Raw genomic sequence first — 22,716 nt, forward strand, 5'->3', positions numbered from 1 at the left:
CCGCATCGCCGCCCTTCACGAAGCGAGGCAGCGCTCCACATGCGCTGCCTGCAGCAATACCACTACCGCGATTGCTATGGCCTCCGAAACGCTGCGGGGTGCGCGGGCCATGTCGACCACACTCGGCGCTACGCTTCAGACCTCAGCTGTCGCTGTCCGTGCTTCTATGGCCACGATAGGTTTCGCCCCACTCGCGCATGGCCAGCAGCACCGGCACCAGCGTGCGCCCGAATTCGGACAGCTCGTACTCGACCTTCGGTGGCACCTCTGCATAGACATGGCGGATCACCACCCCATCAGCTTCCAGCTCCCGCAGCTGGCTGGTCAGCATGGACTGGGTGGCATTGGGCACCCGCCGCGTCAGCTCCATGAAGCGACGCTTGCCGGTCATCAGGTGAAAGAGGATGACAGGCTTCCACACGCCCCCCATGACCGACAGCGTGACCTCCACGGCCCAACCGCTCTTGCCATCCCAACGCTTGCTACGCATGCATACTCCGGAAAACCATAGTACCTACGGAAAATCATCGTTCTTGTTGCAATAGCAGTGCGAGCCTAGCATGGCCCCATTCCTTGAATGTGAGCCCCTCCATGACGTTCAAAGCACTGCTCGCCCGCAAGACGAACAACCAGGTTTCGACCGATCTGGTCGATTTTGATGAGGCCGATCTGATGGACGGCGACGTCCTGGTGCAGGTCGAGTACTCCACGCTCAACTACAAGGATGCGCTTGCCCTCACCGGCAAGAGCCCGGTCATCCGGACTTTCCCGCTCATTCCCGGCATCGATCTGGCAGGCGTGGTGCTGGAATCCAGCAGGGCCGACGTCAAGCCAGGCGACCGCGTTGTGCTCAATGGCTGGGGCCTGAGCATGAGTCACCACGGCGGCCTGGCACAGCGCGCCCGCGTGCGCGGCGAATGGCTCAACCGGATTCCCGACAACCTGAGCACCCGCGACGCAATGGCCATCGGCACCGCGGGCTATACCGCCATGCTGTGCGTGCTGGCCCTGGAACATGCCGGCGTGACGCCCGACAAGGGCGATGTGCTGGTGACCGGCGCCAACGGCGGTGTCGGCTCGATTGCGGTGGCGATCCTTTCAAAGCTGGGCTATCGCGTGGTGGCCGCCACCGGGCGCCCGGAGCATGCTGAGTATCTGCACAACCTGGGTGCGAGCGAAATCATCGACCGCGCGCAGCTTTCGGAACCACGCGACCGGCCGGTGAGCGCCGAACGCTGGGCCGGCGTGGTGGATGTGGCCGGCGGCCCTACCCTCGTCAACGCCATCGCCGAGACCAAGTACCGCGGTGCCGTGGCCGCGTGCGGCCTGGCGCAGAGCGACGCGCTGCACGGCTCGGTGCTGCCTTTCATCCTGCGCAACGTGACCCTTGCGGGCGTGGATTCGGTGAACGCGCCGCAGGACGTCCGCCAGCGCGCGTGGGATCGCCTCGCTACCGACCTGGACCCGCAGAAGCTTGAAAGCACGGTGCAGCTGATTGGGCTTGCCGACGTGCTTGAGGTTTACGAGCAGATCATTCCGGGCAAGGTGCGTGGGCGGATAGTGGTGGATGTGAATGCCTGAGGAAGCCTCCCCAGCGGATTCCATCCGGCAACGAATGGTGAACACGCCGTGAAACCATGCGTGCGGCAGTGGCCGTTTGCCACTGCTGCTCGCATACGCTCAGGTTTCCGCCGACTGTGGACACCGCCATGTCAATGACTGCACTCGCACTTGCGACCGCTCTTTCCGGCCTGCCCGACATTGCCTGGGAGCGCGAGCGCGGCGAAGACGCACATCAGCTGATGCTCTGCCAGATCCATCGCGATGAGCTGATGCAGGATGACGCGAAGAGCGATGCCTACCAACGCGCCAAGGCTGTCTGCGATCTCCTGGCGCGTGAGTACAGGAACAAATGGGATTTCGATGCGCAGGAGGCATTGGCGGCATCGGCAGTGGATCTGGATGAGCTGATCCGGCGGGGAGACCTGGTTGAGGTGCCTCCAACAAGGCAGGACCGCGTCTACGAGTGATTCCGTGCCGGCAGGTGCTGGCACCTGGAGCTGCCGCAGGGCAACCAGGTCCAGTGCCGATCGGCGAGGCTAGCGGATGCGACTCCGCGCCAGTGCCAGGCGCCTGATCTCGTCTGGCAGAAACACGACGCCGTCCTCCATTTCGATGCGCATCTGCGAGGCATCACCTTCGTGCCCCTGCATTGCAGCGGCCACCAGAATCTTCAGTGCATCCGTGCGGATATCGTAGCCGCCGACGGTGTGCTTCAAGGTACCCACACTGTTCCAGTCGATTTCCATGATCGGCGTCCACATCCACAGGCTTCATGCTGGCAACGGCCTTCGCCCACGTCAATGAAACCGGTCGCACGGCCGACCATGAAGCGAAAGGCCACGCGCGTGGTCAAGGCCCTTTATCATGGAGGGGTAAGGGCTCTGCAAGCCCAGTTGACGTACGCAAGGCAGTATCTGGATGTCTATGGAATGGCGCCCCTCGGGCTGGGGCCTACGTGTGACCCGCTCGCCGAACTGGTGGCTGCGACTTGACGGCGAACATGTTGAGCTTTTGATTGAAGGTCGCCAGTACCGGCAACACGTGGCTGACGACGAGCGCGTGCAGGTCATCCCTGGACTCTTCTGGGCCAAGGTCGTCCTGCAGACCCAGGGCGACGGCGTCCTGACCGTGGATGGACTGTCCAACAGCCAGGCTTCCCGGCTTGCGGCAGCGCTGCAGCAGCTGCGCTTTACGGGTACCACGCGCGGGCGCAAGGCACTGTTCGACACGATTCTGGAGCAGATCCAGTCGTGGCTGGCCGAAGCAGATGCCCTCATCGACCGGGGCAGCACCGGCCGCCGCTGGATCACGCACGAACAACAGCAGGCACTGCTGGCCGGTCGCCCCGCCCTGCCGCTCCCGCCGCGCGAGCTGGAACAATTGTTCCTGGATGAGGATGTGCACGAGGACCTGCATTCGCCCAGCCACCGTGCAGCACTGGACGCCCTGCACGACTGGCAGCTGGACTGGCCCGCGGCGTGGGCCGACGCCAACGCAACCATGACAGCGCGCGAACGGGTACTGGCCAAGGACTTCCTGGACCGGGTCGAGAGCAAGCCGCTGACCGACGAGCAGGCCCGCGCGGTCATATGCTTCGACAATCGCGTGCAGGTCGTGGCCGCAGCCGGCTCTGGCAAGACCTCCACCATGGTCGCCAAGGCCGCTTATGCCATCGATCGCGGCTTTGTCGAACCCGAACGGATCGTGATGCTCGCCTTCAACAAGGACGCCGCCAGGGAGCTTGAAGAGCGCGCGGAGCGATGCTTCGACCGGCTCGGCATGGGCGACACCCTGGTTGAAGCCCGGACCTTCCACGCCCTCGGCCTGGCCATCGTCGCCAAGGCCACCGGACGCAAGCCCGACATCCCCGAATGGACCACTGACGCCACGCTGGGCTTCAACAAGCTGGCCGAACTGGTGGACGACCTGAAGGACCGCTCGACCCACTTCCGCACCCAGTGGGATATGTTCCGCCTGGTGTTCGGGCGTGACCTGCCGCCATTCGGCGCGGAAATGGAGGCCGACGGCTACGACCGCGATGGCACGCCCTACATCCGTACCCTGCAGGGGGAACGGGTGAAGAGCCTGGAAGAGTGCGTGATCGCCGACTGGCTCTTCTACAACGGCGTGACGTACGACTACGAGCGACGCTACGAATTTGATACCGCGACAGACACCCATCGCCAGTATCGCCCGGACTTCTACTATCCGGACGCCGGGCTGTATCACGAGCACTTTGCGCTGGATGCTGATGGTCAGCCGCCGAAGCACATTGCAAACTACAGCGAACGGATGCACTGGAAGCGCCAGCAGCATGTGGCACGCGGCACGGCCCTTGTCGAGACGACATCCTTTGGCCTGCGCAACGGGCATGCCCTGCGGGATCTCGCAGAGAAGCTTGGCGAGTGTGACATCGAGCTCGACCCGAACCCGGACCGCGAGCTGCCCGATCAGGGCGCCAAACCGATGCCCGATGCGGACCTGATCGGCTTGATGCGCACCTTCATTGCTCACGCCAAGAGCAACTGCCTGACGCTGGACGATATGGCCGCACGCCTGCGGCAGATGCCCGAGGATCAGTTCAAGGAGCGACACCGTCGCTTCCTGGAAATCGCAGGGCCGGTTTTCCAGGCCTGGGACAACGCGCTGGCTGACGAGCGCGGCATCGACTTCGAGGACATGCTCAACATGGCGGCCGGGCTGCTGGAACAGGGCCGCTACGAATCGCCTTACGAGCTGGTGATGGCCGATGAATTCCAGGACGCTTCGCGCGCCCGCGCACGCCTCTGCCGTGCGCTGGTCAGCCAACCGGGTCGCCATCTGTTTGCGGTGGGCGATGACTGGCAATCGATCAACCGCTTCGCCGGGGCCGACGTTTCGGTGATGACCGGATTCCGCGAGTGGATGGACCATGGCCAGGTGCTGAAACTGGAACAGACGTTCCGCTGCCCACAGGCGCTCTGCGATGTGTCCAGCCGCTTCATCAGCCGCAACCCCGCGCAGATCGCCAAAGCAGTTCGCTCAGCTGCAACGGCCATCGGCCCGGTGCTGCAGGCGTTCCAGATGAATCGGCGTGAGGAGGTGCAGGATGGCGTTCGCCAGTACCTCGCCAAGCTGCATCAGCAGTTGTTGTCCGGGGCGGTGCCGCAAGGGCGCAACGGACGCGTGACGGTCTTCATCCTGGGGCGCTACCGCGCCGATCGCAGCGCGATGCCTTCGGATTGGAAGACAGCCTTCGGCAGCACGATGGAGGTCGAATTCCTGACCGCACATCGATCGAAGGGGCGCGAAGCGGACTACGTGATCCTGCCGGGCATGATCAACCGCAGCTTCCCGAGCCTGCGCGCGGATGACCCGGTGCTTTCCCTGGCAATGCCGGATGGGGATACCTACCCACTGAGCGAAGAACGGCGGTTGTTCTATGTCGCGCTGACGCGGGCGCGACGGTCGGTGGCCATGTTCACCCTGCAGGGGAAGCGCTCGCCGTTCCTGGATGAGCTGGTGAAGGACGGGGCAGTGGAAGTGACCGCGATTTCAGGTGCGGCCATCCACGAAGAGCGCTGCCCGGTGTGCAAGGTGGGCGTGTTCGTGGACCGGAATGGGCCGCATGGGGCTTTCCGGTCGTGCTCGAGTTATCCGTTGTGCCATAACAAGCCGAAGGGTTGGCGACGCGGGTAAGTGCATTCTTCTGCGCACTCAGCGCGGCGATGTTCGACCTGGCCAAACTTTCATCAAGAACTATGCCCGGGGCTTGGTCCCGCCAGGGGATCAGCCATCCACGCTGCAGCTGGACCTCGTCAACTTTCGATGAATGACCCTATGGAACAGTGGCATCTCGCGACACTGCTGGCGTTGTTCCTGCACCGGATCGAGGTGACGGGTGGCGTCATGCCGCCCCTTCTCGGCCGGCCGACTCGGCTAGGGCGTCAACGCCTCAATCCACTGCTGCCTGCTGCCTCGACATGTCCAGTATGTTCACATTCTGGTCGACGAGCCGGGCTTCAAAGGCGTCGCTGCCGAATTTTTGGATAAACAAGCGCTCCTCCTCGTAGATCGAGATGCATTGAAGCCAGTTGACCTGCAGCGGCGGAATATCAAGCTGCGGAGAATGATCTTCATTCCAGAAGAATGGTACAGCCAGATAAACGTGAGGCATCCTTGGATTTTGAATGTAATCACGAAATATGTTCTCCACAACGCACCCCGGAAGTACAGATCCCTTAGTCTTTTTGATGTGGAGCGCGACTGACGCAACGGCATTCACCCAGTAGCCCTCAGAGGCGAGCGCTGCGGCACATAGCTCAACTCTCGTGAAGAGCTCATCACCAGAACCTGTAATCAACGCAACCTCGGACAAACCGATCGTTCCGATCGATACAATCTCCGGGTCGACGGGGTCCAGGCAGGTCAGCATGTCGATTGACGCAGCCCCCGTCTCATCCAGGTATTCCCGGACCTCTGGCTTGCCACCAAATATTTTCTGTTCGTACTTAGCTACCAATCTGCATTGAGCACTTGGGATAGACATGTCTCACTCCGAACATCAGTCGATTGTACTTTTCCGTTCTCCTAGCCTCACGACAACGCGCTAGTCCTGTAGAGGCTGGAGTGGGGGTCAGACCTTCTATGTAGCCCGCCTCACACTGAGTAGCGCAGAGGCGAGGTCAATTCATAGCCCGACGGCATCGCACAAATCTAGGCCGAGGTTGGCGCCCCTATAGACACGCAAGAGGTGCGGCAGTCTAGCGAAGGGAGATGGCGAGTCAATGCAACTATGCAGAATTTGATGAAAGGTAGCGACGCAATTGACACCCCGCTTCCATCTTTAACCCGTGAGGCCGTGCCACTGGGCTGCGTTGGCTGTAACCAACTTTTGAACGTAAGAGTGCGCGAGGTACAGGGCTCCAGCGGACAAGGGGTCGATAGCGTCATGCTTGCGCTTTGATAGCTGAGGGCAGCCTTGCGCGGCGCATCGGCCGCTTGCCAACTACAGCGAAGGGTCGCCAAGCAGGATCAGAAGGTTGCAGCTCTTTTAGAACCGTCCGTGATATCGGGGTAGAACCCCAGAGCGCCCAGCGCTCGCCGGTCTGGACCCAGCCAGACGGGATCGGCGCGGTGCGGAAGCCTTGGTAGGTGGCGGAGATCATGGCCGGAAGGATACGACCGGCCGTCTCAACCACTGCGATCCAACCAATTGCCATTCTTAACCGCTCAGACTCCCCTACGGACTGCCTCTTGCACTTCGGCGTAGGGCTTCACCTACAGCCGTGTTGGCGGTTTTCCGATTGTATCCCCGTCTTACTGTTGCGACCTTGCGCGAGCAGTGCAGCACTACCCTACTCATGGAGAGATGGAAGTGAACTCAGTGCAAAACGATTGCAGGACTGGCCGCTCCACCCCGCGTCGCCTGATGTTGGGCATGTCACTCGCATTGCTATCGGTAGGCTTCGCCCAGAGCGCGTTCGCCGGTCAGTGGGTCCCAACGGGCCGCCTGCTATGGGTGGATTCGGAAACTATCCAGCCTTATCCAGTGGCGTATACCAACTTTTGCCAGGGCGGCGTGGACGGGCCGAGCGGAGTTTATTTGTACGGCGACTGGGGTTCGGAAGGGCTTGGCTCGTGCCCGACAGACGCATACACCGGTTTTGACAACATGAAGTACGGTGGCGGCACCTGTAGGCCAGATCCTCAGGGCGTTGGCGGCGGCTATTCCTGCCAGGAGTATCACCACGTTTTCGCAGGCCAGAAGTACCAGGGTCCGATACCGGCGACCTGTAGTACACCGGGACTTTACGGGGTCACCAACTACTACCGTGCAGAGCTTGTGTACTTCGGCTCTGGCGATAATCCCAACGACTATTACGACAGGTTCTTCGAAAGCTCTACGGAGTACGTTTGCCAGTAGTCGGCGTCCAAACACCAAGCTCTCAGGCGACGTGACGTAAGAGCTATTGATCCCCATCTGACTACTACAAGCAGGATCGTCCCCGCGCGAGCGGGGACACTACTTCATATCGCCCCAAGGTCTTTCACCACCGCCTGGCCCTGCTGCAAGAAGCCGATCAGCAGACTCCCGCCGGCGACCTGCCGGCCCATCTGCTCGTTGAGGAAGCTCGCCTGGAGCCGTCCCGCTGTCATCAAGTCGACCTGCAGCATGCTCGGCGCCACGCCCTTGAGAGGGTCACCGGGTGACGCGAACTGGCCACCGATCGGCTGCACTGCCGTAGCCTGCCGGCTGTCGCTCTTGGCATAAACCGTGGCCATCATCCTGCTGCTTCTGGGCGACCAACCGCCCAGGACAATCTCCGTCCCCAGCTGTTCGATAGGCAGGTCAGCCTCCGCGGCCGCCTTCTCATAGTTCAACCACAGTTGGTCCATTACAGGCCCCATCTCCGCCGAAAGCTGCTCAATGGAGAAGTCGGCCCGGAAGCTCGCCTGCAGAGCCAGCTCGTAGATCTTCAGGAAGAACTGGGCTCCACCTCTGGTAGCGAGTGCACGTTGTGCTGCGGTATCAGGAGGACCTTCGCACCAGCAGAATGAGCGCCTGTCAGCGCATCCTCCGCGAGCGTATCCACTGCAACGACAAGCTGGTCAAGGCTGATCAGTACGTTGAGGATGCTCATAGGGCACGTCCATTGACCAGCCGTGACTATGGCCGGAGCCCTAACCCACTGTCCACTGCAGTTGAGCCGGCGCGGCGCTGCTCACGCGCCCCCGGGTTGAGCTGCCTGCGGCCCCGGATCCGGCAAGGTCAGAATGCCCTCAACGCGCGACCGGCACCATCGGGCAACCTCTCCCTGTCGGGTCGTCCCTACATGCCTCCCGAGGCCACGACCGGTCGGGCCACTCTCCGGACATCTGCGGTGCCGCTGCGGCGCTGCCTTGCCGCTCCAGGCGGAGTGACAGGCTCTGGCAGCAACCATGTTTCCTCATCAAAAAATGAACGCTTGATTAACATCACATAGGTGCGCGCTGGGGGGAGCGCCTTCCGAGTCCGTTCTTCTTCAACTAAGAAATCGCAATCGCTCATCCAACGAATGGCTGCGTCAAGAGGTGATCCGCTTCGATACCTTCGAGTTGGGAGCAGCAGCACGAAGCTAGCGGACAGAGCCTGCTTATCGTCAGTAAAAAGAAAACTAATTTCACTGAAAATACCAAAAATTTCACAAAGAAAAACATCTAAATGAAGAGATCGGGAATATTGCTTTCCATTTCATTGGTCGCTTTGACCGCATCCATTTCCGCTGCGATCTATTTTTTCATGCCTCACTCAACGAGTGACGCGGGCACCGTAGATGACCCTATAAAGACCACTCCGGCATCGATTGATGCCGACCATCACGATGTCAAAAGTCAAGCGCAACTCAAAGGTTACGAGGATCGCAAAAATAGAGTTTATCTGGAGGGCAATGCATTTCTCTTGAAGATGGAAATTCCGGAGATGGAGGAGGAGGCGACAGCTTATGTAGATGACCGATTGGCGCGATCTAAGCGAGGAGAGGGGCAGGCTAGCTACGAAATTTTTACGCGAATTTCGAGTTGTCGTCGGGCACTGGATCCTGGCGATAGCGAGGAGTACAAGGCGTATGCGTCGGTAGGGCTGGGGGGGCAGTTTTCTGAGAGAGTCGAGAGGGAAATTGAGTTGTGCAAAGGGCTTAACTCTCGAGATGACATTACCTCTGAGAACTGGCTTGCTCTCGCTGCGGAGCAGGGCTCAATCGAAGCTCGTTTGATGTATGCACGCAACCCCCGTGAGGTGGTGGGGGATCTATCAAACGCACTAAAAAATCCCGAGGAAATTATTAACTACCGCATCAATGCGGTTAGATATCTTCAGGAATCTGTTTCGACTGGAAGCGTAGACTCCATGGAGGCCCTGGCAAACATATACGATCGTGGAATTCTTGCGGAAAAATCACCCGAGCAGAGTCTTGCATATTGGCTGGCCTACGATAGATTGAATCGAAACGAGCTATCGGCAACGGCAATTAATAGAATTTCTGTAGACCTTTCGCCGGATCAGTCGCAGGCCGCTAGGGAGATGGCGGGTAAAATTTTAAATTCATGCTGCAAATAATCTTTTAATTCTATCAACAGGGGTGTAATTCATGAATTTTGTTCGGAGCAAGAAATTTCTTGTCGTCCTGATTGCTTTGATAGGACTTTCCACAATTCCGTTGCTGTACTCCCTCACTATACTTGGCCCTTCAATTGCGGTTTTCGGCCCGGTCAATTGTGATGCTTGCAAAGGTCAGAGGCCTGAGCCAGACGTTGCTACTAAGGCGTTTCTGCTGAAGTACATGCAGATCACCAATCGCGAGCGTAAAGGCACACATCTGGAGCCGATACAGACAGGAGCGAAGGTCATCGTATGCAACGGTTCGCATTGCACGACGTATCAAATGACCGACAGTAACGACTGGAATGGCACGACCCAAGAGGCCATTACTCAATCCCCGCGCTCCGGTGTCGGCTCTGGGAGCGGTCAAGGCAGCGGTCAAGGAGTGGGCAGAGGTGGCGGCGCAGACGTAGGCGGCGGCAGCTACGGCGGCGGTGGAAGAACCGGCACCGTAACGGTCGGACCAGGTGGACCGATTCCGAAGCTGCCTAAGGGATCACAAGAGATTTAACGACATGGAGCCATGAGGCGGCCTTCCTAGGCCGCCTCGCTCATTCGGTGTGTGGCTGCAGGCTGGCCAGATCGATGAGTGGATGGCGGCCGGCCCGGACGACGCCATGGCGATGCTGCTGGCCAGCGAGACGCCGGCGATGGAGGCCTACCGGGTCAGTCGCGCGGTGAACACGCCGCGGAACAACCGCGAGGATCTCTTGGGGGCAGTCGCGTAGCGACTGCCCCTCTTCTAACGCAGGACTAATCCGGATGGATCAGAGCCAGATGTAACCCAATACCTGATCGAGCAGCGGATACTTGACGTTCTCGCAATTGAAGTCCGTTGTATCGAAAAGGTCGGCCCAGTTGTTAGGCTTTAGTCCGCCGCGGTGGCAGCGATAGAGCGGTACAGTTCCAGGCAGCTGTGTGCCTGCAATGTACCCAGTGATGGGCATGCCATTTGTCGTCTGCATATGCCCTTCGCAGTTCGGATCGCGCGAAGAGAAGCTATCCAACCAGTTGTTCTGCAAACAGGCATAAATGGTGACGCTGCCTTCGAAGGGGTAGTACGAGACGAAGCCTAGAACACCCTGCCGTGTGCCTGGATGCTTCGAACCGGCGTGAGTAATGGGCCGGGCCGAGAACGTGTCTTCCCTGTTCTTCCAGCGCTCCAGCTCCACCAATAGAACACCTGCCGGAAGATCAGCCGTTTGAGCATTCGCCTCGGCTAGGACACTTGGCGTAGCTCCCACGTAGTCGACTTCCTGCGCGGAAGCGTTCCAAGCGAGCGAGCCAGCAAGGATGGCCGACATCAAAATCGTCTTCTTCACATCTACTCCTTAGAGAATGGACGTACAGATTTCCAGCGGGCGTCTTGCCCGCACGTCGATTCTAGAGCAGGAAAATTTGTGCCACCGAGACATATATCGTATTTGGCGTGCAACACGGTCAAGTTCGAATGGTCACTCGCCAATGCCTCCTGGCGCTCTACCCGAACCCCAGAGGCACCTCAGTCAGGTCAACAATGAAGATCGTGGCGTTCTGCGGCCCCATCGTCACGCCGCCCACCGGGAACGTGTTGGTGATCAGGGTCTGCTGAACCGTCTGCAGCCGCGAAATGAAGATTCGGTTATCGCTCGTCATGTGGAAGTAGTCGGCCGTCATCGTGCAGCGATCCTGCGATTGCGCGAAGTAGTAGAAGCGCGGCGAGGGGATGGCGATGCCAATCCTTGCGCCCGGGAAGAACTGGCCGACCTCGATCGGAGGACCTGAAACCGCCGGCAGCGCCACCACCTGGAGGACCCGCAGCCCCTTCGCCACGTTCGCGGTGAACGGGATGCCCTTCGCCGTCGGCTTGCCGAACTTCACGATGCCCACCGGGCTGTCGTGGCGGTGCTGCCACAGCAGTGGCAGCTCGGCGGCGAACTTGGTGCCCAGCGGTTCGACGATATCGCCATAGCGATCCGGCTCCGGCGTGGTGGCCAGGCCGGTGATGACCTGCTGGTCGTCGTCGTAGTTCTTCACCTCCAGCAAGCTGTAGGCGCGGTTCACATAGTTCATCAGGATCCACCCAGAGTCATGAGGACGAGTTTCTTGTTGATCTTCTCTTCCGCCACCGGGATGCTGATGCCAATGGCCATCAGCAGCGCGGTGATGTCGTCGATCTTGTCGGCGGACCGGCGCTTGTCCGGCGCCATGTTCAAGTTCACGTCTTTGCGAGCAACCAGGTTGGCCGCGCACCAGGCCAGCACAGGGTCGCCGTCGTGCACCAGCCGCTTGCCGATGTAGGCGCGCTCCAGCTCCACCATTGCTGGGTGGTAGGACTTCGTGCCTTGGATGAACTCAACCAGCGGAACCTCTGCCGCCACCAGCCGGCTGACCATCTCGGTCGCGTTCCAGCGGTCGAACGCCAGGGACTGCAGGTTGAATCGCTCGTGGACATCCAGAATGGCCTGCTCAATCACCGCGTAGTCGGTGACCTCGCCCTCGGTTTGCTCCAGCAGCCCAGCCGCTACCCAGCCCGCATACGGGACAGTGCCGCGCTCGGTGCGCTGCGCCACTGCCGATTCCGGCACCCAGCGGCGTCCCCAGGTGATGATCTTGTCGTCCAATCGCCAGACCAGCCGCAGCGATGCAAGGTCGCGCGTGCTGGCCAGGTCAAGCCCACCCCAGCAGGGAACGTCCTTCAGCGCATCCAAGTCGACCACGCCATGGCAGGCATTCCACTTTGGCAGCAGGATGAAGCCGTTTGCCGCTGCAACAGGTCGGTTCAGCCGCTTGATCTGGAACTCGGCGAGCTTCGAAGGCATTGCCTTCGCCTCGATCGACTCCTTCCTGATTGCCGCCAACAGGTGGGGGTTCACGTCCATCAACGGGTTGGCCTTATGCCAGGCCTTCTCGTCGAAGTCGCCGTCGTCCTTGTCCACCGCGAAGAAGATCGCCAGGAAGTGGTCGGCGGCGTCGCCGAATACCCCCTCCAACAGCTGCGTGGCGAACTGCCGAATCTCTGACCATGGACCAGGATTCGCGTACCCCTCGGTGGTCGTGAACAACCACAGAGGATTCTGGGCCTTGCTGCAGCTGCCGAACCCGCACAGCGGCAAGGCCGCCGCCAGGATCACAGCAACGGAATGGCGTCGCATAGGTTCTGCTCCAACTGCTGCCGGCATCTCGGCTGGTTCTTGGCCGCCTGCAGGGCCTGCTCGGCCTGGGTGGCGTGGCGCTGGCTCTGGGCTGCTGCCGCTTCGGCCTGACGGGCGGCCTCCTTGGCTGCCTGCTGCTGGCGGACCGCGTCATCGATCGACGCCTGGGTCTGCCGGTTCACTTCCTGCAGCAGCTGGCCAGCGGCGGTGGCCGCACGCAGATTCTCGACCGCGTCGGCCTCTGCTGCGGCGCGCGCCTTGTCGGCCTTGGCGATGGTGGCCTGGTCCTTGGCTGCTCGGCGGTCGCTGCCGTGCTGGCAGCCCGTCACGAACAGACCACCGGCCAGCGCCAAGACCGCCAGTACCTTAAGAAGGTGGCGTATGGGCGTAGCGGGTCCAGCATTGGGCACCTACATGAATGGGTCGCCCTCCCTGGGGTACGCTGTGTGCTACCGACACAGCCCACAAGGAGGGCGACATGGAAAACGGAGAGATTCAGCTGCTGCGGGCGGAAGTTGAGAAGCTCAAGGAGGAGCTCAGGGAGAACATGGGCAGACTGATGGCGCACGAAACAACCTTTGCCGCAATTCTCAGCATGTGGGGTAAACCAGCACAGGACGTGGAAGCGGAACTGCGCCGCGCGCTTCAGGTCGTTTCTGACGACGTGACTCGGCAGGGTGCCCATCGCGCCACAATGATTGGATTCAATGCCTCAGCTGATCCATTCTTGAAGCTCATCGGCGGAGCGGCTAGCGGCGAACGCTGATGCCTTCAACTCGGCAAGATGGGGAAAGCTCCAGGTTGAATGCCGCCTCGACACCTCCCCTCCCCACGATCTTGGGTCGATCAGTCAACAGAACAAAACCGGTTCCTACGGTCCGGTCGCCATGTTTGATTGATTCTTCACAGGTCACCTGAGTGGCAGCCGCTTTGGCGGTCCGCCGCTCAGAACACCCAGCTTGGGATGGCTTCACAAGCCAGTCCCGCAGCCACAGGCGCGGATTCCATTTGTCGTTCATTCCGAACCTCCTGCTTTGATCGTGTCGCTCTCTGGATCGAACGGCGGCGGCTCCAACCCCGCCGCGCGCATCAGCCCTTCGAGCCTGTAGATATGGCGGATCAAGCGAAGCTCTCTGGCTTCCATCCGGCCGACCCGCTCGCCCAGCCTGGTCACTTCCTCGCGCATCAGCTGGATCACGTTGACCTCAGCTCCTTCCCTGGCTGTCTCAACGAACTGCTTGCGCCACCACAGCGCTACACCGCCGGCGCCGACCATCAGGCCGCCAATGGCCGTGCCAATGGCCTGCCAGTCCACGTCGACCCCGATCATGGCGCCACCGTCCCGCCGGCCTTGCGGTACACGGCCAACAGGTCGGCAAGCGCATGTTCGTGCTGGCCGTAACCAGCACCCGGCAGGCTCGCCCAGATGTTGCTGACCGCCTTGATCGCCTCCGGGATCTTGCCCGCCTGGATCAGCAGCAGCGCGCGGCGCTCCCGGATCTGCTGCAGTGCGATCAGGTCCTGGCTCAGCGGTGAGAAGTCCTTCAAGCCCAGCGACTTGCGATAGGCGTCGTAGTAGCGGCGCAGCAGCTGGTAACGACCGGCAGCGGTGGACTGGATCTTCAGCTTGGGCAGGTCTACCAGAACGCGCGGATGGTCGGCGTAGCGCTTGAACAACTGCCCGCCGACAATCACGTCATAGCCGCGGTCCTTGGTGGCCTGCTTGCCGTTGTCCGTACCTTCGGACCAGGCCAGCATGTCGAGGAAGGCCACGACGTTCACGCCGCCAGCTTGTTGGGGGGTGGTCTGTGCCATAGCGGATACTGAAATGAAAAACCCCGGCTGGGTGGCCGGGGTCGGGTCGTGCGCGATGGTAGTGAAACTACACCCTAAAGTGCGGGGGCTTCAACCCCGCACAGTTGGGATTGGCGCTTCCCAAGGGAGCGGCATAGGAACGCCGTCGAATGCACATGTGTTCAACAGTTCGTACTGTTCCTTTATTAGCCTGAACCGCGCGCCATCAACCTTGATCCGCACCAAAGTGGAATGTCCAAAAAGGCTAGGGTACTCAAAGACCAAGTAGGCATGATGGGCCACTGTTTTACGCTCACCAATGACGCCGCGCGGGACTTTCCACCACCCCATAGTCATTGGCGGAAGGAGCATTGTCCCTGCTATCTCGTCGTCTGGAACGGTTCCCCTCGACAAAGCACGTCTCGGGAAATCAGGCTGCAGGACGGCATTGTCTAGCGGGTTCTGTGATTCAGCCTCCTTGGTCCTCGGCCCCAAGCTCACATGTACAGAGTCCGTGATAATTACGAATGATCGAACTCTTACGGTCGCACTCGAACCGTTCCCAACTTGGACCAAAAACTCTGCCGACGCCTTATCGTTTCCATAAGAAATCGACACACCGTTCGTAGATAGAGCCTCCGCCAGAGCAGACTCGAGCCGATGACTTCGTATCCTGTTGAAAATCCAAACAACGGTTGCGACGACACCGGCAGCGAGCAGTGCAGCCCCCGTGTCAGACAAAAACTGCTCCACCGGCCCCTCCGAAGGAAAGAATTGGTCAAAAGTGAGTGATTCTACCCATCCGGAACAGTCGAATGCGCTTGCTCACGCAGCCGATCGATCCAATGCGCGAGCCATATGCCAAGCGGCCTCTTTCTCAGCCTCAGTGAACCGCTGCAGCATCCACTCATAGACCCCGCGCCAGCGCTCACGATAGCTGGACTCGTCACGCCCCAGCGCCGACGCGCGGCGCCTGTCACTGACCGCCCCGAGCCCTGACCCGCCGCACGCATTGCACGGCACCAGCAGATCCCCAACCATCGCCTGGCCCCTGCCCTCGCAGGCCGCGCAGTGCGGCCGCTTGGCGATCTCGCTGATCACCGCCGCCGCCAGCGTAGGCAGCGACTCCAAGGTGCTGATCGGCCAGCACTGCGCCTTCAAGGAAGCACCAATTCCAGCACCTGGTTACCGTTCACAGACAGCCCCCAGCGGGGCTAGTGCAACTCGGAGTCGTACGCCACTGCAAATCGGCGAGCGGGAAGCATCGGCAGTACAGAACAGTACGTCGATGAAACGGTAGTTGCAGTGCATCTGTCGCGACCTCCACTACAATCCTCCGATCTGTAACGAGGGACGTAGCGTGGCCGATCCGGGAATTTACTGTTTTGCTGGAGCAAAAGGGCTCTGCATGACTCAGAGTGAGTGGGCCGCGTGGACACAGGCCGCCCTCACCTGCATCACGTTCACTGTCGCGCTTATAACGCAGCATCAAACTGACAGGCGCTCGGCTCGGCAGAAGCGTAAATCGGATGCCGCCTTGATGGCTGAGAGGATTAGAGCAGCTGATGAGCGCAGAGCACAGGCTGAGAACCTGCTTGCTAAAGAGCGTGCAGAGTCGCTTCTTATAGCCAGAGCAACAGCAATTTATATACGTCCTGAGCTCGGAAACTTCGCAGCGGTACTGGAGTCGATCATCGAGCACGGACCGCCAGACTCGCCGGCTGAGCATTTCAACCTCGCGCTTCCCAATCTTGCCATCCGCCATCGCTCGCTTGAAGCGCTGAAAATACCGGAGGCAACTGATGCGCTGTTGAACGTTACCAACGCGGCGCACGCGTTGCATAACTATCTGGATGCCTGCAAAGATGCTGAGGTTCTCGGCCCCAATGAACATAAATTCATTAGTGATCTTGCCAAACAATCCCTGCCGCAAGTTGAAGCGGCCCTCACTGCAGTGAAAGCGATCGCGGAAGGTCGAGTGGCTCCTCAAAACTGATGATCTCTTCATGCTGCCTGCTCCCAAATGATGTTCTTCATGCTGGTGCCCTCAGCTCGTTGATGTAGGTCTGGTTTGCAATCAGCTCGTCGTCGGAGCCGTACGTCTCGTGGAAGGTCCGCGAGCCGTCCAGCAAGCTCGGGCCGTAGATCTGGCGCATCGTCGCGAAGGTGTTCCCCTCCATGGGATGCCGCATGTGGTGCCACTTGCAGAGGGCGTAGCCGAACATGTGGCCGCGCCGCAGGTTCCCGCTCTTGGCGTGGTTGTAGTCGCAGCCGTAGACCACCAGCTCCGGATCCAGCAGCTGCTGCTCCAGTAGCGCAAGGCACGCCATGCACGGGCCGGTCTTGGTCAGCTCGATACGGGCGGCCTCTACCTTCGTCGGTGGCGGTGCCTTCGACCACATCAGCGCGCGCCCTGGTCAGCCAGCCACCAGCCGTGCTGCTAGGCCTCCGCCATCTCGCTCAGCGGTCCCGCCCTGCGATTGGCGCCGTCCTCGGTCTCGCATTCGATCCAGACTAGGTGCGGGTTGCCGCTCAGGCGCTGTCCGTTCAGCCGAGCCGAGTACCCGGCGTTGATCTCCTTGGCGAACTTGCTGCGTGTGTTGTACTTGGTGAAATCCATCAGCGTCTGTTCCTCGTGGTGCTGCGGCGTGCCGCGCTCAGTTCCTGATCCCGCCCATCCCATCCGGCCTGCCAGCGGCGGCGCCGCGTCACACCGTTCTGCCCCATCTCGTACCGCGGCGCCGATTCCCGACTGCGGCAGGCATCGCGTGCCCAGCGGCCGGCCTGCTCCGCTTGGGCCAGCTCGGCCTCAGTCACCATCGATGTCGATCCAGTTCCGGATGAACCAGCGGACGTTGCAGGGACGCCAGTTCACCGCCAGCGCAATCTCCGCAACGCTGCAGCGCTCGGCGTGCAGCAGTCGCACCGTGTCGTGCTTGCTCACGCGCCCTCCCCAAACCCAAGGTCTGCCGCTGCACGCTCCATTGCCGCGCGGGCAGAATGCCGATCCCGACGCCGCCATTGCGGCGTGGCGTCGGCTCAACCGCCCCGCCCGCAGCGCGCGCCCCATTTCAGTCGAGGCACCTGCCGGCAACGTCCTGCAGTTCCAGCTCAGCCTTGCCGAACGCACATCCAAGACTCACCGCATCGGAGGCCATCATGGGCGCGGCTGAAAGACTGGAAGAGCTGCTATCGCTTGATCGCGTGCGCCAGATGACCGGCATGGGCACCACCTTCATCTACGGAGAGATCAAGGCCGGCCGCTTCCCGCGCTCTATCCGCATCGGTCGCCGCGCACTCTGGATACAATCCGAGGTGCAAGGTTGGGTTCGGCAGCAGATCGCACAGAATCGGCCTTTGCAGGTGGATGGGTAAGCGGGCGGGTAGCGAAGGCTGTAGAAACGAAAAAGCCCCTATTTCTAGGAGCTTTTTGTAAAGACTGGCGGAGAGAGTGGGACTTCCTTGAGAAGTGCCCTCACCCCTTGGACGGCTTGGGTTTCACGAATCTGGGAGGTGCCCTTGAATGTGCCCACGATGAGCATACCCCTTGCGGTGCAACGGATCCAGCCGTTTTTGCCGCCCTTGGGATCGCCAATCTCGATCTTCTCCAAACCGGCGCGATCAGGGCAGATGACCCGTTCGCCCCCACTCTCCGCCGAAAAGGGAAGCAATCCGGTGGACCGCTTCCTCATGTGTGCCTCAGGGCAATTGGGGCCATGGGACAGGACGCCTCAGCAAACGGTTCTGGACGGAGTCCTTTCAACGGCGGCCTTACGCCATAGCTCCATGGCCGGCTCACCGTCGCCCACGACACACTGCAAAGCACGGATTCGCACGCCCAGTCCGGCGCCAGCTCGGAATCGACGCTCCAGGCCCAACGGGGTGCTTTCGGTGCGTCAGACACTGACTCGGCCTTGGCAATCACTGTTTGCAGCGATCGGCGGGGGGCAGATCCGCCACGAATGGCTACCAGGCACTCGCTGCGCATCTCGACGTGGGGCATGTCCTTGAAGCTCTTCCAAGCCCCGCCCCACCTCAATCCCGCCTGCTGGGCGAGCTCACCGAAGCGTTGGTAGCCCTGCCGCACCTGCTCGTCCTTCAGGTCCCAAGAAGGGCGCCCGCGCTTGTAGATGACCATGTCCGCGGCCCAACCGTGGTTGTGGCAGCTGCTGCCTGGCCCCACCTGGGTCACGCCCTTTTGGCTGGCGAGCAGCTCGGCCTGGCGCTGTTTAGAACGGTAGCCCTCCATCAGCCGCAGGTCGTAGCCCTCGTCCTTCATCTGCAAGGCGATGCGTTCCAGCGCTGAGCGAAGCTCGGGCTGGACACCGTCCCACTGCGGGGCGTCTTTGTGGCGGTGGAACAGGCGTTTGAAAAACCCAGGCTTCTTCCCGTGGACCTCAACGGAATCGGTGGCTGGCGCGTGCGCGTGGACCAAGACGGGTGCGCTGGCCAGTGCGAGCGCGAGCAACAAGCGTTGAAACATGAGTAGGCCTCCTTACTCACATGAGCGATACACCCATGCAAGCGGAGAATCGAAAACGCGCAAGGGGGCTTGCGGAATTTTTTCCCTGTCGTAGAAGAACAGGGGTGGGGAAAAGTCGGCCCCACCGCTTCCTGGCGCACCGGCCCCTCCTGCCGTTGCGCCGGGAAGTTTCGTTGGGGGGGGGCTTGCGCATTCCAGGATCTGATCTATTCGTGAGTGCACACGCTCACTCATTTCAGACCCAGGAGGCCACCCCATGAAACGCTCCCTCATCCACTGCGCTTTGCTGGCAGGCCTTGTTGCTGGCACGGCGCAAGCCCAGGTTCAAGTGGGCAACGGTGCCGTTGCCACCAAACCCGAGACCACTGCGGTAGGCGACCGCGCCCAATCGTTGACCGTTGGGGCCACGACCATCGGGGCGGACGCCCTCGCCGACGGCGGGATAATGGTGGATGAAAATGGCGTTCCGGGTGAGTGCCTGGGGGCCACTGCGGTGGGCAATCGCGCCACCGCTCGCGGATGCCATACAACCGCTCTGGGGTTCTCGAGCGAAGCGCAGGGCTCAAATGCGCTCGCCATTGGCTCTCGCGCACAGGCATTTGCGGTTTACGCCGTCGCCGTCGGACCCCAAGCCCAAGCCACCGGCGATTCCGCGGTGGCCATTGGCGGGCACAGCCTGGCCAGCGGGATCACCGGTGTGGCCATCGGCTCTAGTGCCCGCGCGCTCGGGGATGGCGGGACCGCTGTAGGCTCAACCGCAAGAGCCGATGGAAACGGCGCGGCGGCTTTCGGGGCCGGGGCGAATGCTCAAGGCGATCGCAACCTCGCGTTGGGCGCCGCATCCCAGACCGAGGGCGAAGGTGCATCCGCCGTGGGGCCCGGTGCCAACGCAACCGCCGACTTTGCCGGCGCCTACGGTTACAGCGCTGGCGTTGCCGGCGAGGCCGGCACCGCCGTGGGTCCATGGGCACAGGCGTTTGCGCCCTACTCTGCCGCCTTCGGCGCGTCTGCCACGGCCAACGCCACAGAAAGTGTGGCATTGGGGCCCCGTGCCGTGGCCAACGCATGGGGATGCGTGGCCGTGGGCGCCAACACCACGTGCGATGAAGAAGACACTGCAGCCTTTGGCAACCGCCGCTTGACCCAAGTTGCCTTGGGCAAAGCGGACGACGACGCCGTGGCCGTCAGCCAACTGCGGACCGCCGTGGAAACCTTGGGCGCTGGCGCCTCCATGGTGAACGGCTTGATCGTGGCGCCGAACTACCAGCTGAGCAGCGGTAACAACTACACCACCGTGGCCGGTGCCATCTACGATCTCGATGGGCGCGTTCACCAGCTGGAACAAAACCCTGGCGGCGGTGGTGGCACCCCCGGTCCACAGGGCCCCACCGGTCCGCAAGGCCCAGCAGGCAAGGACGGTAAGGACGGAGGAAGCAGCACCACGGTGGCCGGGGCCAACATCGAGGTCACTGACAACGGGGACGGCACCCAAACCGTTGGCTTGAAAGACAACGTTGGACTGTCCGAAAAGGGCTCGGTCCAGGTGGCCAAGGCCATCCACAACAGCGACGGCTTCACTGTCCAGGGCGGTCCATCGGTCACCAGATCCGGGATCAACGCCGGCAACCAGCGGGTAACCGGGGTGGCAGCGGGGGCGATCGCCGCAGGGTCCACGGACGCGATCAACGGTGGCCAATTGTGGGATTACCAGCGGCAGCAAGACGACCGCTGGAACCTGACGGACCGCCGTTTCCGCCAGCTCGACAAGCGGGTGAGCGGTATCTGCGCCATGGCCCAAGCCAACGCCCAGATGGCCACCTCGACGTCGGCCATCCATGGGGAGAACCGCAACCGCTTGGCCGTAGGCGTAGGTGGCTGCAGCGGCCAAGCCGCCATTTCCATCGGCTACACCCGCGACGTGACCACCCCACGCGGATCCCCATCGGCCTTCTCGATCGGGGTTTCCCGCAGCGGGCAGGACACGGCCATGGGCGCAGCCTGGGCCATCGGCTGGTAACGAATGTCAGCAGCGAAAAGGAGGTGATCGTGTCTCGGCAAGGGCCCTTCGGGGCCCTTGTTCGTTGCCAAGTGCTTACATGAATGCCTATAGGCGTCTCGAACCCTTCGCAGCAGGCTTGCCAACTCAAGATTCTGATCTATTCGTGAGTGGGTCGTTTTACTCACGGAGAGACCATGCCCCACCGCCACAACCTCGGACGCAGCGAGAAGTATCACGCACTGCCCCGCACCCTTTACGCCCTGCTGTTCGACGACGGGGGCTGCTACATCGGCCAAAGCTCGAACCCGCAGCAGCGGGAGAAGCAGCACCGCTCCCCCAAAGGCGGCTGGCACCGTCCCTTCCGGTTCCATGCGCTGGAGGTGGTGACCGCCACCAGGGCGGAAGCCGAAGCGTATGAGCAGGCGTGGCGGGTGAAGGCCTCCCGGGAGGGGTGGCGCATCTACGCTAAGCCGCCAGGGATTGTGGTCAACCCCCACCGTCGGGCAACGCCCCACGTGCGATGGCTGGCCCATCAGCGGCGGTGGCAGCTGGGAACACCGGTGAAAGCCCCTTCCGAATGCGTGGGGTGGTGGCCGTGGGTAGTGGCGGGGACCAGTGTCTTATTGCTGGCCCGCTGCATCACTGGGTAAACGTAGACGCCATTCCCCTACTTGACGCAGTTTGAGGGGCCTACAAATTCCGCTATGCGTTGATAGCTCTATTCCTTGACTGGTTTCCTATCCCAACTTGGATAACTTTGCTAGGTTGAGGTATGCGGAACCCTCGCCCAACCTGCCCCAATGCCTCGTGTGTAAACCACACCAAGCCGCCGGCCGGGTTCTATCGGAAGAAGGGCTACCGTCGCCCCAAGCACAATCACCAGCCCATCCCTCGCTACCAGTGCAAGGCGTGTGGCCGGAAGTTCTGCGCCACCCAGGTCAAGCCCATCGAGGGCCAGCACCGGCCAGACTTGAACCAGCGCATCTTTGAAATGGCGGTTTCCGGTGCATCAGGGCGTCGCATTGCCCAGCTCTTGGGATGCAGCCAGAACACGGTCTTGCGGAAAATCGAGCATCTGGCCGACCAGGCCCGAGAGCGCCACGCAAAGCGCCTGGCCCAGGTCCAGACCTCGTTCGTGATGATGGATGAGCTGGAAACCTTCGTTCACGCCCGATGGAAGCAACTCTCCGTGCCCGTGGTTGTTCGGCCGAAGACAGGCGAGATCCTGGCGTTCGGTGTGGCACGTATTCCCAGCAACATGAAGCAAGGGATCCAGGGCAACCGTTGGGTGGACAACGATCGGCCCCAGGTAGTGCCAACAGTGCTGGCCACCGTGGCACCGTGCTTGAAGGCAGTGGCCACGATCGCCACGGATGGGGATGCCAACTACCCAAAGTGGATTGCACGCTACTTGCCGGGAGTGAAGCACACCAAGCGGAAGACCCCGAGTGGGAACAAGGACTACGACCCGCTGTTCGCGGTCAATGTCCTTTTCGCCAAGATGAGGAACGACCTTGCGCGCCTGGGCCGGAAAAGCTGGACGACGACCAAGACCATCCAAGGCCTGGAGAACCACCTCTGGTTATACGTGGCCTGGGTGAATGGCTACCGATTGAGGTAGCCA

General features: G+C 61.3%; 29 protein-coding genes and 1 pseudogene. 13 read left to right on the forward strand and 17 right to left on the reverse strand.

Annotation, left to right across the window (positions count from 1 at the left end):
• Window positions 1-142 precede the first annotated feature (142 nt).
• Window positions 143-490: a winged helix-turn-helix transcriptional regulator gene (locus ACZLHH_RS14305; RefSeq protein WP_180845098.1), complete on the reverse strand. Its 348-nt coding sequence runs from the start codon at window positions 488-490 to the stop codon at window positions 143-145.
• A 101-nt stretch (window positions 491-591) separates the two neighbouring features.
• Between ACZLHH_RS14305 and acuI the strand changes: the two genes are divergently transcribed.
• Both acuI and ACZLHH_RS14315 read left to right on the forward strand, forming a co-directional pair.
• Window positions 592-1,581 carry an acrylyl-CoA reductase (NADPH) gene (gene acuI / locus ACZLHH_RS14310; RefSeq protein WP_180845099.1) on the forward strand — a complete coding sequence of 330 codons (990 nt, stop codon included), beginning with the start codon at window positions 592-594 and terminating at the stop codon, window positions 1,579-1,581.
• 128 nt (window positions 1,582-1,709) lie between these two features.
• Window positions 1,710-2,030: a hypothetical protein gene (locus tag ACZLHH_RS14315; RefSeq protein WP_049463018.1), complete on the forward strand. Its 321-nt coding sequence runs from the start codon at window positions 1,710-1,712 to the stop codon at window positions 2,028-2,030.
• Window positions 2,031-2,099: 69 nt separating this feature from the next.
• Here ACZLHH_RS14315 and ACZLHH_RS14320 read toward each other — a convergent pair whose 3' ends face one another.
• Window positions 2,100-2,324 (reverse strand): hypothetical protein, encoded by a 225-nt coding sequence (locus ACZLHH_RS14320; RefSeq protein WP_180845100.1) that lies wholly within the window; start codon window positions 2,322-2,324, stop codon window positions 2,100-2,102.
• Window positions 2,325-2,487: 163 nt separating this feature from the next.
• Here ACZLHH_RS14320 and ACZLHH_RS14325 point away from each other — a divergent pair, with 163 nt between their 5' ends.
• Window positions 2,488-5,241 (forward strand): UvrD-helicase domain-containing protein, encoded by a 2,754-nt coding sequence (locus ACZLHH_RS14325; protein WP_180845102.1) that lies wholly within the window; start codon window positions 2,488-2,490, stop codon window positions 5,239-5,241.
• A 256-nt stretch (window positions 5,242-5,497) separates the two neighbouring features.
• On the opposite strand, the gene ACZLHH_RS14330 is transcribed toward ACZLHH_RS14325, so the two are convergent.
• Window positions 5,498-6,091: a suppressor of fused domain protein gene (locus ACZLHH_RS14330; RefSeq protein WP_180845101.1), complete on the reverse strand. Its 594-nt coding sequence runs from the start codon at window positions 6,089-6,091 to the stop codon at window positions 5,498-5,500.
• A gap of 891 nt (window positions 6,092-6,982) precedes the next feature.
• Here ACZLHH_RS14330 and ACZLHH_RS14335 point away from each other — a divergent pair.
• Complete coding sequence (locus ACZLHH_RS14335) at window positions 6,983-7,468, forward strand: hypothetical protein (RefSeq protein ID WP_239669953.1); 486 nt, start codon at window positions 6,983-6,985, stop codon at window positions 7,466-7,468.
• Window positions 7,469-7,572: 104 nt separating this feature from the next.
• On the opposite strand, the gene ACZLHH_RS14340 is transcribed toward ACZLHH_RS14335, so the two are convergent.
• Together ACZLHH_RS14340 and ACZLHH_RS14345 are read right to left on the reverse strand one after the other, a co-directional pair.
• Window positions 7,573-7,941, reverse strand: coding sequence for a hypothetical protein (locus tag ACZLHH_RS14340; RefSeq protein WP_440977544.1), 369 nt, complete (start codon window positions 7,939-7,941; stop codon window positions 7,573-7,575).
• Window positions 7,942-8,021: 80 nt separating this feature from the next.
• Window positions 8,022-8,186 carry a hypothetical protein gene (locus ACZLHH_RS14345; RefSeq protein ID WP_239669955.1) on the reverse strand — a complete coding sequence of 55 codons (165 nt, stop codon included), beginning with the start codon at window positions 8,184-8,186 and terminating at the stop codon, window positions 8,022-8,024.
• A 560-nt stretch (window positions 8,187-8,746) separates the two neighbouring features.
• Between ACZLHH_RS14345 and ACZLHH_RS14350 the strand changes: the two genes are divergently transcribed.
• The 3 genes and pseudogenes from ACZLHH_RS14350 to ACZLHH_RS14360 all read left to right on the forward strand — a co-directional run.
• A complete protein-coding gene (locus ACZLHH_RS14350; RefSeq protein WP_180845332.1) occupies window positions 8,747-9,640 on the forward strand; it encodes an SEL1-like repeat protein in 894 nt (297 codons plus the stop codon).
• Between the two features lie 31 nt (window positions 9,641-9,671).
• On the forward strand, window positions 9,672-10,193 hold the full coding sequence (locus ACZLHH_RS14355) for a hypothetical protein (protein WP_152905216.1): 522 nt from the start codon (window positions 9,672-9,674) through the stop codon (window positions 10,191-10,193).
• A 49-nt stretch (window positions 10,194-10,242) separates the two neighbouring features.
• Window positions 10,243-10,410: pseudogene (locus ACZLHH_RS14360) on the forward strand (SOS response-associated peptidase); the annotation flags it as partial.
• Between the two features lie 39 nt (window positions 10,411-10,449).
• On the opposite strand, the gene ACZLHH_RS14365 reads toward ACZLHH_RS14360, so the two are convergent.
• The 4 genes from ACZLHH_RS14365 to ACZLHH_RS14380 all read right to left on the reverse strand — a co-directional run bounded on the left by ACZLHH_RS14365 (window position 10,450) and on the right by ACZLHH_RS14380 (window position 13,169).
• Complete coding sequence (locus ACZLHH_RS14365; RefSeq protein ID WP_180845333.1) at window positions 10,450-11,004, reverse strand: hypothetical protein; 555 nt, start codon at window positions 11,002-11,004, stop codon at window positions 10,450-10,452.
• A 157-nt stretch (window positions 11,005-11,161) separates the two neighbouring features.
• Window positions 11,162-11,734 (reverse strand): HK97 family phage prohead protease, encoded by a 573-nt coding sequence (locus tag ACZLHH_RS14370; RefSeq protein ID WP_180845334.1) that lies wholly within the window; start codon window positions 11,732-11,734, stop codon window positions 11,162-11,164.
• A complete protein-coding gene (locus ACZLHH_RS14375; RefSeq protein WP_197573193.1) occupies window positions 11,734-12,816 on the reverse strand; it encodes a terminase TerL endonuclease subunit in 1,083 nt (360 codons plus the stop codon). The genes ACZLHH_RS14370 and ACZLHH_RS14375 overlap by 1 nt, the downstream gene beginning before the upstream one ends.
• Window positions 12,792-13,169 carry a hypothetical protein gene (locus ACZLHH_RS14380; protein ID WP_180845336.1) on the reverse strand — a complete coding sequence of 126 codons (378 nt, stop codon included), beginning with the start codon at window positions 13,167-13,169 and terminating at the stop codon, window positions 12,792-12,794. The genes ACZLHH_RS14375 and ACZLHH_RS14380 overlap by 25 nt, the downstream gene beginning before the upstream one ends.
• A 125-nt stretch (window positions 13,170-13,294) precedes the next feature.
• On the opposite strand from ACZLHH_RS14380, the gene ACZLHH_RS14385 reads away from it, so the two are divergent.
• Window positions 13,295-13,582, forward strand: coding sequence for a hypothetical protein (locus ACZLHH_RS14385; RefSeq protein WP_049422489.1), 288 nt, complete (start codon window positions 13,295-13,297; stop codon window positions 13,580-13,582).
• Here ACZLHH_RS14385 and ACZLHH_RS14390 read toward each other — a convergent pair.
• The 4 genes from ACZLHH_RS14390 to ACZLHH_RS14405 form a co-directional block, all read right to left on the reverse strand.
• Window positions 13,566-13,835, reverse strand: coding sequence for a hypothetical protein (locus ACZLHH_RS14390; RefSeq protein WP_152905217.1), 270 nt, complete (start codon window positions 13,833-13,835; stop codon window positions 13,566-13,568). The genes ACZLHH_RS14385 and ACZLHH_RS14390 overlap by 17 nt on opposite strands.
• Window positions 13,832-14,146: a hypothetical protein gene (locus ACZLHH_RS14395; RefSeq protein WP_180845337.1), complete on the reverse strand. Its 315-nt coding sequence runs from the start codon at window positions 14,144-14,146 to the stop codon at window positions 13,832-13,834. The genes ACZLHH_RS14390 and ACZLHH_RS14395 overlap by 4 nt, the downstream gene beginning before the upstream one ends.
• Entirely contained in the window at window positions 14,143-14,631 is a 489-nt protein-coding gene (locus tag ACZLHH_RS14400) for a glycoside hydrolase family 24 protein (protein ID WP_180845338.1), read from the reverse strand. The genes ACZLHH_RS14395 and ACZLHH_RS14400 overlap by 4 nt, the downstream gene beginning before the upstream one ends.
• Before the next feature lie 804 nt (window positions 14,632-15,435).
• The gene (locus ACZLHH_RS14405; RefSeq protein ID WP_180845339.1) at window positions 15,436-15,771 is read right to left on the reverse strand and encodes a hypothetical protein; all 336 of its coding nucleotides are present in this window, start codon (window positions 15,769-15,771) and stop codon (window positions 15,436-15,438) included.
• A 199-nt stretch (window positions 15,772-15,970) separates the two neighbouring features.
• On the opposite strand from ACZLHH_RS14405, the gene ACZLHH_RS14410 reads away from it, so the two are divergent.
• A complete protein-coding gene (locus ACZLHH_RS14410; protein WP_180845340.1) occupies window positions 15,971-16,606 on the forward strand; it encodes a hypothetical protein in 636 nt (211 codons plus the stop codon).
• A gap of 37 nt (window positions 16,607-16,643) precedes the next feature.
• Here ACZLHH_RS14410 and ACZLHH_RS14415 read toward each other — a convergent pair whose 3' ends face one another.
• The 3 genes from ACZLHH_RS14415 to ACZLHH_RS14425 all read right to left on the reverse strand — a co-directional run bounded on the left by ACZLHH_RS14415 (window position 16,644) and on the right by ACZLHH_RS14425 (window position 17,554).
• Window positions 16,644-17,012: a Ref family recombination enhancement nuclease gene (locus ACZLHH_RS14415; protein WP_049422493.1), complete on the reverse strand. Its 369-nt coding sequence runs from the start codon at window positions 17,010-17,012 to the stop codon at window positions 16,644-16,646.
• A gap of 38 nt (window positions 17,013-17,050) precedes the next feature.
• Window positions 17,051-17,230 carry a hypothetical protein gene (locus ACZLHH_RS14420; protein ID WP_180845341.1) on the reverse strand — a complete coding sequence of 60 codons (180 nt, stop codon included), beginning with the start codon at window positions 17,228-17,230 and terminating at the stop codon, window positions 17,051-17,053.
• 189 nt (window positions 17,231-17,419) lie between these two features.
• Complete coding sequence (locus tag ACZLHH_RS14425) at window positions 17,420-17,554, reverse strand: hypothetical protein (protein ID WP_258014153.1); 135 nt, start codon at window positions 17,552-17,554, stop codon at window positions 17,420-17,422.
• A gap of 215 nt (window positions 17,555-17,769) precedes the next feature.
• Here ACZLHH_RS14425 and ACZLHH_RS14430 point away from each other — a divergent pair, with 215 nt between their 5' ends.
• Window positions 17,770-17,985, forward strand: coding sequence for a helix-turn-helix transcriptional regulator (locus tag ACZLHH_RS14430; protein WP_010480570.1), 216 nt, complete (start codon window positions 17,770-17,772; stop codon window positions 17,983-17,985).
• Window positions 17,986-18,298: 313 nt separating this feature from the next.
• Here the strand turns inward: ACZLHH_RS14430 and ACZLHH_RS14435 are convergent, their stop codons facing one another.
• A complete protein-coding gene (locus ACZLHH_RS14435) occupies window positions 18,299-19,093 on the reverse strand; it encodes a M15 family metallopeptidase (protein WP_006375262.1) in 795 nt (264 codons plus the stop codon).
• 256 nt (window positions 19,094-19,349) lie between these two features.
• Between ACZLHH_RS14435 and ACZLHH_RS14440 the strand changes: the two genes are divergently transcribed.
• The 3 genes from ACZLHH_RS14440 to ACZLHH_RS14450 all read left to right on the forward strand — a co-directional run bounded on the left by ACZLHH_RS14440 (window position 19,350) and on the right by ACZLHH_RS14450 (window position 22,713).
• Window positions 19,350-21,110 (forward strand): adhesin, encoded by a 1,761-nt coding sequence (locus tag ACZLHH_RS14440; RefSeq protein ID WP_049398256.1) that lies wholly within the window; start codon window positions 19,350-19,352, stop codon window positions 21,108-21,110.
• Window positions 21,111-21,286: 176 nt separating this feature from the next.
• Complete coding sequence (locus tag ACZLHH_RS14445; protein WP_006375340.1) at window positions 21,287-21,742, forward strand: GIY-YIG nuclease family protein; 456 nt, start codon at window positions 21,287-21,289, stop codon at window positions 21,740-21,742.
• A 320-nt stretch (window positions 21,743-22,062) separates the two neighbouring features.
• The gene (locus ACZLHH_RS14450) at window positions 22,063-22,713 is read left to right on the forward strand and encodes a hypothetical protein (protein WP_152906879.1); all 651 of its coding nucleotides are present in this window, start codon (window positions 22,063-22,065) and stop codon (window positions 22,711-22,713) included.
• Window positions 22,714-22,716: the final 3 nt, after the last annotated feature.

This window comes from Stenotrophomonas sp. 28608_Sma (assembly GCF_056486185.1).

Excerpts from the sequence above, each read along its gene's own strand:
- ACZLHH_RS14305 (WP_180845098.1), bottom strand. The coding sequence starts at position 490 with ATGCGTAGCAAGCGTTGGGATGGCAAGAGCGGTTGGGCCGTGGAGGTC.
- acuI (WP_180845099.1), top strand. The coding sequence starts at position 592 with ATGACGTTCAAAGCACTGCTCGCCCGCAAGACGAACAACCAGGTTTCG.
- ACZLHH_RS14315 (WP_049463018.1), top strand. The coding sequence starts at position 1,710 with ATGTCAATGACTGCACTCGCACTTGCGACCGCTCTTTCCGGCCTGCCC.
- ACZLHH_RS14320 (WP_180845100.1), bottom strand. The coding sequence starts at position 2,324 with ATGTGGACGCCGATCATGGAAATCGACTGGAACAGTGTGGGTACCTTG.
- ACZLHH_RS14325 (WP_180845102.1), top strand. The coding sequence starts at position 2,488 with ATGGAATGGCGCCCCTCGGGCTGGGGCCTACGTGTGACCCGCTCGCCG.
- ACZLHH_RS14330 (WP_180845101.1), bottom strand. The coding sequence starts at position 6,091 with ATGTCTATCCCAAGTGCTCAATGCAGATTGGTAGCTAAGTACGAACAG.
- ACZLHH_RS14335 (WP_239669953.1), top strand. The coding sequence starts at position 6,983 with ATGTCACTCGCATTGCTATCGGTAGGCTTCGCCCAGAGCGCGTTCGCC.
- ACZLHH_RS14340 (WP_440977544.1), bottom strand. The coding sequence starts at position 7,941 with ATGGACCAACTGTGGTTGAACTATGAGAAGGCGGCCGCGGAGGCTGAC.
- ACZLHH_RS14345 (WP_239669955.1), bottom strand. The coding sequence starts at position 8,186 with ATGAGCATCCTCAACGTACTGATCAGCCTTGACCAGCTTGTCGTTGCA.
- ACZLHH_RS14350 (WP_180845332.1), top strand. The coding sequence starts at position 8,747 with ATGAAGAGATCGGGAATATTGCTTTCCATTTCATTGGTCGCTTTGACC.
- ACZLHH_RS14355 (WP_152905216.1), top strand. The coding sequence starts at position 9,672 with ATGAATTTTGTTCGGAGCAAGAAATTTCTTGTCGTCCTGATTGCTTTG.
- ACZLHH_RS14370 (WP_180845334.1), bottom strand. The coding sequence starts at position 11,734 with ATGAACTATGTGAACCGCGCCTACAGCTTGCTGGAGGTGAAGAACTAC.
- ACZLHH_RS14375 (WP_197573193.1), bottom strand. The coding sequence starts at position 12,816 with ATGCGACGCCATTCCGTTGCTGTGATCCTGGCGGCGGCCTTGCCGCTG.
- ACZLHH_RS14385 (WP_049422489.1), top strand. The coding sequence starts at position 13,295 with ATGGAAAACGGAGAGATTCAGCTGCTGCGGGCGGAAGTTGAGAAGCTC.
- ACZLHH_RS14390 (WP_152905217.1), bottom strand. The coding sequence starts at position 13,835 with ATGAACGACAAATGGAATCCGCGCCTGTGGCTGCGGGACTGGCTTGTG.
- ACZLHH_RS14395 (WP_180845337.1), bottom strand. The coding sequence starts at position 14,146 with ATGATCGGGGTCGACGTGGACTGGCAGGCCATTGGCACGGCCATTGGC.
- ACZLHH_RS14400 (WP_180845338.1), bottom strand. The coding sequence starts at position 14,631 with ATGGCACAGACCACCCCCCAACAAGCTGGCGGCGTGAACGTCGTGGCC.
- ACZLHH_RS14415 (WP_049422493.1), bottom strand. The coding sequence starts at position 17,012 with ATGTGGTCGAAGGCACCGCCACCGACGAAGGTAGAGGCCGCCCGTATC.
- ACZLHH_RS14420 (WP_180845341.1), bottom strand. The coding sequence starts at position 17,230 with ATGGATTTCACCAAGTACAACACACGCAGCAAGTTCGCCAAGGAGATC.
- ACZLHH_RS14430 (WP_010480570.1), top strand. The coding sequence starts at position 17,770 with ATGGGCGCGGCTGAAAGACTGGAAGAGCTGCTATCGCTTGATCGCGTG.
- ACZLHH_RS14435 (WP_006375262.1), bottom strand. The coding sequence starts at position 19,093 with ATGTTTCAACGCTTGTTGCTCGCGCTCGCACTGGCCAGCGCACCCGTC.
- ACZLHH_RS14440 (WP_049398256.1), top strand. The coding sequence starts at position 19,350 with ATGAAACGCTCCCTCATCCACTGCGCTTTGCTGGCAGGCCTTGTTGCT.
- ACZLHH_RS14445 (WP_006375340.1), top strand. The coding sequence starts at position 21,287 with ATGCCCCACCGCCACAACCTCGGACGCAGCGAGAAGTATCACGCACTG.